The organism is Paracoccus sp. MC1854, from assembly GCF_014164635.1.
GTDB lineage: Bacteria > Pseudomonadota > Alphaproteobacteria > Rhodobacterales > Rhodobacteraceae > Paracoccus.
The window spans coordinates 1-5,415 of sequence record NZ_JACJFU010000073.1; the positions used below are offsets into that span (position 1 = coordinate 1).

Annotated in this window: 6 protein-coding genes and 1 other annotated feature; of the genes, 2 read left to right on the top strand and 4 right to left on the bottom strand. The window is 63.9% G+C overall.

Annotation, left to right across the window (positions count from 1 at the left end):
* Nucleotides 1-281 precede the first annotated feature (281 nt).
* The 3 genes from H5395_RS17595 to H5395_RS17605 all read right to left on the bottom strand — a co-directional run bounded on the left by H5395_RS17595 (nt 282) and on the right by H5395_RS17605 (nt 3,773).
* Nucleotides 282-1,220 (bottom strand): recombinase family protein, encoded by a 939-nt coding sequence (locus H5395_RS17595; protein ID WP_182793818.1) that lies wholly within the window; start codon nt 1,218-1,220, stop codon nt 282-284.
* A gap of 203 nt (nt 1,221-1,423) precedes the next feature.
* Nucleotides 1,424-2,272 carry a universal stress protein gene (locus H5395_RS17600; RefSeq protein ID WP_182793819.1) on the bottom strand — a complete coding sequence of 283 codons (849 nt, stop codon included), beginning with the start codon at nt 2,270-2,272 and terminating at the stop codon, nt 1,424-1,426.
* 10 nt (nt 2,273-2,282) lie between these two features.
* Nucleotides 2,283-3,773 carry a SulP family inorganic anion transporter gene (locus tag H5395_RS17605; protein ID WP_182793820.1) on the bottom strand — a complete coding sequence of 497 codons (1,491 nt, stop codon included), beginning with the start codon at nt 3,771-3,773 and terminating at the stop codon, nt 2,283-2,285.
* 54 nt (nt 3,774-3,827) lie between these two features.
* Nucleotides 3,828-3,883, bottom strand: a sequence feature (sul1 is cis-regulatory element that is thought to sense ions involved in sulfur or methionine metabolism; They are found in Alphaproteobacteria).
* A 57-nt stretch (nt 3,884-3,940) separates the two neighbouring features.
* On the opposite strand from H5395_RS17605, the gene H5395_RS17610 reads away from it, so the two are divergent.
* Complete coding sequence (locus H5395_RS17610; protein ID WP_220495115.1) at nt 3,941-4,285, top strand: plasmid pRiA4b ORF-3 family protein; 345 nt, start codon at nt 3,941-3,943, stop codon at nt 4,283-4,285.
* Between the two features lie 140 nt (nt 4,286-4,425).
* A complete protein-coding gene (locus H5395_RS17615; RefSeq protein WP_255440800.1) occupies nt 4,426-5,130 on the top strand; it encodes a thermonuclease family protein in 705 nt (234 codons plus the stop codon).
* Between the two features lie 47 nt (nt 5,131-5,177).
* Here the strand turns inward: H5395_RS17615 and H5395_RS17620 are convergent.
* Nucleotides 5,178-5,415: ATP-binding domain-containing protein (locus H5395_RS17620; protein ID WP_182793822.1), on the bottom strand; the 238-nt coding region annotated here is incomplete at its 5' end.

The following is a 5,415-nucleotide window of genomic DNA, read 5'->3' on the forward strand; positions in this document are numbered from 1 at the left end:
GAATGTCGAAAGCTATCGCCGGCGCAGCGCCATGGAGGCAAAGCGGACACGGGGACGACCGGCCGCATTCGCGACAATCAACAATACGCCCCAGTCTGTCGCGGAGCGTCAATCACCCGGCCCGCAGAGCCTTGCCAGCGACAATCACGCTGATACCCTGCCAGACGCCGCGACGTAGAAGCTCATCCAGATTGACGCGCGCGTCTCATCAAGATTGTCGCGCAATACACGTGAAACACCAAGGCCGCCGAGCCAGGCTGTTTTATAGGTCCTGACCGTAGCTAGAACCTTGCGAAGAGCGGATGCTTCCGCATCTCCTCGTCGTCATCGCTCTCGTTCTCGCTGTGGCCCTGCGAGGCAGCGGCCGCCTCATTGCCGGCTTCATGTGGACCGGACGCAAGAACTGGCGCTCGCGTGGCAGGCGGGGATCCGCCACGCTCTTCTTCTGGCACGCCGCTGGCCGAGCGCGAGGTGTCGGCAACTGCGTCTTCCGCAGCCATCTCGTCGCGGAGCTCAAGTTGGGGTCTGATCTCCTTCCACTTCCCGCGCACGGCACTCGCCGTCCATGGAACCGACCGGCTGGTGAGGATGCCTGCCTCGTTCAGGCGGTCGGCAATCTCCTGCGAGGTGGCGGCGCGAAGGTCAGGGTGCGCCACCAAGAGGTCGACCACCTGATCAAGGACCAGGTTCTTCTTGCCTATTCGGACGCGTGCGGACGCCTGGGCAGCCTTCCGGAGGTCACTCCTCGAACCCAGCTTCCTGGTCCTGCTCACCTCGCGAAGGGCAGCCTTGGTGCCTTGGGAGATCCGCTTCGCATGCTCCGCACCCGATGCAACACGCTGCCGAAGGATCCCGACCGGAATCTCGCCGTCATCCTCCACGGAGATGACTGTCAACCCTGGCTTGATAACCACACGATCCAAGATCTCGAGATCTCGCGACAGCCGGGTGGCATCAGCGACGATGAGCGGCACCCCTGCCCTCAGCGCCTCGTTAACCGCCTGCTGGAACTCCGGCCGGCTCTCCAGGTTCTGGGGATGCGCGGCGCTGGCTACGTCCTCGTAGATGATCGGGACCCGCCAGCCGTTCTCCTGGGCCCACTGGCGGACAAGCTGAAGCTGCTTCTCCAGACCGCGCCCGTTGTTGGCCTGTCCCTCGGTTGACACCCGAAGGTAGCCGATCGCTTCCTCGATCTTGTTGGGGTCCTTCTTCTGTCTCATGGACTGTCTTGCTTCTCTGGGTGCATATGAAGACCATAGTAGCAGATCGAGAGGGGTGTTGGATAGCATACGGTCTGCATTTTAAGCGAACTATTCGGCGTTGGATAGCATTGACCTACCTTATCACCCACACGATCTTGCGAACGTCGCCACGGGCGATACGGGCGACATCCAAAAAACGTAGGTAGCGCCGCTTCCGCCAATCACCGCACCAGCAGAACCGGCACCTGCGCCTTTTGCAGCATTGCCGTGGTGGTCGAGCCGACCACCAGACTGCGGATGCGGGAATGGCCATAGGCTCCCATGATCAGAAAGTCGGAGCCGCTGTCCTGCAGATGGGCCAGGATCGCCTCCTCAGGCGTGCCGGGCAGAAGCCGCGTCGTGGCAGTGATGCCGGCCTGCGCCAGCATGGCTTGCGCCTCTGCCAGCGGGGCCTCGCCATCCTCACCATGGCCAGCGCGGACGATCTCGATCTCGAGACCCCGGTAAGCGGGCAGGCGGATCATGCGCTCCAACGCCCGCCGCGCCGACGGGCTGCCATCATAGGCAATGGTGGCGCGTCTGATCTCCCGCATCTGACGCGGGGCCATCAGCACCGGCAGCTTCGCGGCCCGGACGATGCGGTCGAAGTTCGAGCCGAGGTGCCCGCGAGCCTGATCCGCGCTCTGCCCCCGCTTGCCGATGACGATCAGGCCTGCCTGTGCTTCTTGCCCGGCGACGCTTTCCAGCAAGTCGCCCTGGCGCAATTGCGACGTGACACGAGATATCCCGGCGGCCTTCAGAAATGCGGCCGCGTCGTCCAGAAGGGCGCGGCCGTGCAGCATCGCCAGGCTGGCGCGCTGTTCGTCCAACGCCGACAGCTGGCTCAGCAGGGTCGAGCGCGCCCCGAGCCCGATCTCGCCGGACAGGTCCACTCTCGGCAGCGATTTCGGGGGCAGCACATGCAGCAGATGCACGGGCGCGTGGTTGCGCGTCGCAGCCCAGGTGGCAAGGTCGAGGACCGGACGCGAGAAAGCAGAGCCATCGATCAGCGCAAGGATGGTGTTGGTCATGTCGTCCTCCTCAATGCGCCACAAGCTTGTCGAGGGCGCCCGGCTTGTCATGCACGGCCAGCCGATCGACGATGGTCTCGGACGCCTCGTTCATGCCCGTGACATCCACCTCGGCCCCGTCGCGGCGGAACTTCAGCACCGCCATGTCCAACGCCTGGACCGACGAGATGTCCCAGATATGGGCACGGCTGACGTCGATGGTGACCCGCTCGACGACCTCGCGGAAGTCGAAGGCGGCCATGAAACCCTCGACCGAGGCGTAGAAGAGCTGGCCTTCGACGTGGTAGGTGCGGTGGCGCCCGTCCGCGCTCAGCGTCGAGGTGACGCGGAACAGCTGCGCGATCTTGGCGGAAAAGAAGATCCCCGACAGCAGCACGCCGACCAGCACCCCGATGGCGAGGTTGTGCGTCCAGACCACCGTCACCACCGTGGCAAACATCACAACCGAGGACGACCGCGGATGCGTCCTCAGGTGGCCGATCGAGGACCAGGAGAAGGTGCCGACCGATACCATGATCATGATCGCGACCAGCGCCGGCATGGGGATGATACGCACGAAATCGGACAGGAACACCACAAGGATCAGCAGCACCGTGCCGGCCACGAAGGTCGAGAGCCGCCCGCGGCCGCCCGACTTCACGTTGATCATCGACTGCCCGATCATCGCGCAGCCCGCCATCCCGCCGATGAAGCCGGTGGCCGTGTTGGCCAGGCCCTGACCGATGCATTCCTGGTTCCGGTCCGAGGGGGTGTCGGTCAGCTCGTCCACGAGGTTCTGGGTCATCAGGCTTTCCAGCAGCCCGACAATGGCCACGGCGAGCGAATAGGGGAAGATGATCGCCAGCGTCTCGAAACTCAGCGGCACGTCGGGGATCAGGAACACCGGCAGCGTGTCGGGCAACGCGCCCATGTCGCCGACAGTGCGCACGTCCCAGCCGGTGGCCCAGACGAGCCCGGTCAGGATGAGGATCGTGACCAGAGGCGAGGGAACGGCACGGGTGATCCTGGGGAGCAGGTAGATGATCGCCAGCCCGGCGACGACCAGCGCATAGGTCAGCAGGCCCACGCGGGCGGGATCAAGTTCGGGCAGCTGCGCCATGAAGATCAGGATCGCCAGCGCATTGACGAAGCCGGTCATCACCGACTTCGATACGAAGCGCATGAAGCGGCCGAGCTTCAGCAGCCCGGCGCCGATTTGGAGGAGGCCCGCCAGAACGGTCGCGGCCAGCAGGTATTGCAGCCCGTGGTCGCGCACGAGCGTCACCATCAGCACCGCCGTGGCGGCGGTCGCAGCCGAGATCATCCCCGGTCGGCCGCCCACGATGGCGGTGATCACGGCGATGGAAAAGCTGGCGTAAAGACCGACCTTCGGGTCCACCCCGGCGATGATGGAGAAGGCAATCGCCTCGGGGATCAGGGCCAGCGCGACCACGAGACCGGACAGCAGATCGGCCCGGACATTGCCGAGCCATTGGTCGCGATAGTTGGGAAACAGCGTCATGAATTATCCTGTGGCGACACCGTCCGATGTCGTCTCATGCATCTTGCGAGAACAGGTTGTCCGGCGGATCGGCGGCCGGAAGAGCCACCCGGAATTGCACCGGGTCCAAGCGGATATGCCCGCCTGTTAACGGGCGCAGGTTGCTTTGCCAAGCCGGACAGGACCTCTTGCAGGAGGCACTTGCAACAACAAGTAACAGATCGCTCGTCTACACTTACGATTTTGGCGGCGACTGGCGCCACCGGTTAAGTGCCGATCTGACTAACGGCCCCCTGCTAGGACTGCTCTATCCGCGGCTCATCGAAGCCGCGGGGCGTTGCCCATCCGAGGGTGTGGGTGGACCCTCCGGTTACGCCCACTTCCTGGAAGCCCTCGCAGATCACAGGCACCCGAACCACCAGGAGTTCACCGAATGGCATAATGGACCGTTCGACCCTTTGGTGCCCGATATAGATCTCCATCAGCTGGAGATCCTCAAGCTCGCCAAGCGCTGGAAACCGCGGACGCAGTAGGCAGGCTTCACAGGGCGTTTACTGTGGAGCGTCGGCTCAGTCCGGCACTGCCTGCGATAACGATCAGTCGACTCAACCCTAGATCGTGGGAAGACTGAATCAAGATAAGTGCTACTAAGCTCGGCGAGAGACGCACGCCAATGGAGAAGAAGGTGGGAAGGACAACAAAGCTCCTGGCCCGCCTGCTGGCCGGTTTCATGTCAGGAACCCCGGCTACTTCCAGTGCGACCAGCAACGCCCCGTTGGTATCGGGAATCGCCACCGTGGTGGATGGTGACACGCTCAGACTAGGGCCGCTCTTTATCCGCATTCATGGCATCGATGCGCCCGAACAGGGTCAGACCTGTCAACAGCGCAACGGACGTGCCTGGGATTGCGGAAGTGCCGCAACCGCCGCCATGGCAGAGATGGTCGAACATCAGGTTCTGAGATGCGTGCCGCTCGACATGGATGTCTACGGTCGGATCATAGCCCGGTGCGAAGCTGCGGATGGTGATCTGGGACGCGAGATGGTGGCACGAGGCCTGGCTTGGGCCTACAGCGAATATTCAAAAGCCTACAGCGACGTCGAGACTGCCGCCCGCACTCGGAAGCTTGGCATCTGGCAGGGCGCGGCTCAGCCGGCCTGGGAATACCGTGCGAACCGCTGGGAGCGCGCCGTCGCCGCGGCGCCGAGCGGATGTCCCATCAAGGGGAATATCTCAGGCAAGGGCGAGCGTATCTATCACACACCGTGGTCGCCGGTCTACGAGAGGACCCAGATTGACGAAGCCAAGGGTGAACGCTGGTTCTGTGATGAGGCCGAGGCTGCAGAGGCAGGCTGGCGCCCTGCACGCTGGCGCTAGATTTTGTCGCCCGCGGATCGCATGGTGTATCGAGAGGGACCTGCGCCCTACGTCGCAGCAAGCCACTCCGCGAGCTTCGTCCAGCGCCGCCGTCCCGCGACACTCCCCACGGCAATGGCCACGGCCTTCCTCTGGCCGACCAGCACCACCAGCTTCCGGCCGCGGGTGACGCCGGTATAAAGCAGGTTGCGCTGCAGCATGGCGTAGTGCTGGGTCATCACCGGGATCACCACCGCCGGATATTCCGACCCCTGCGCCTTGTGGATCGTGGCCGCACAGGCCGGC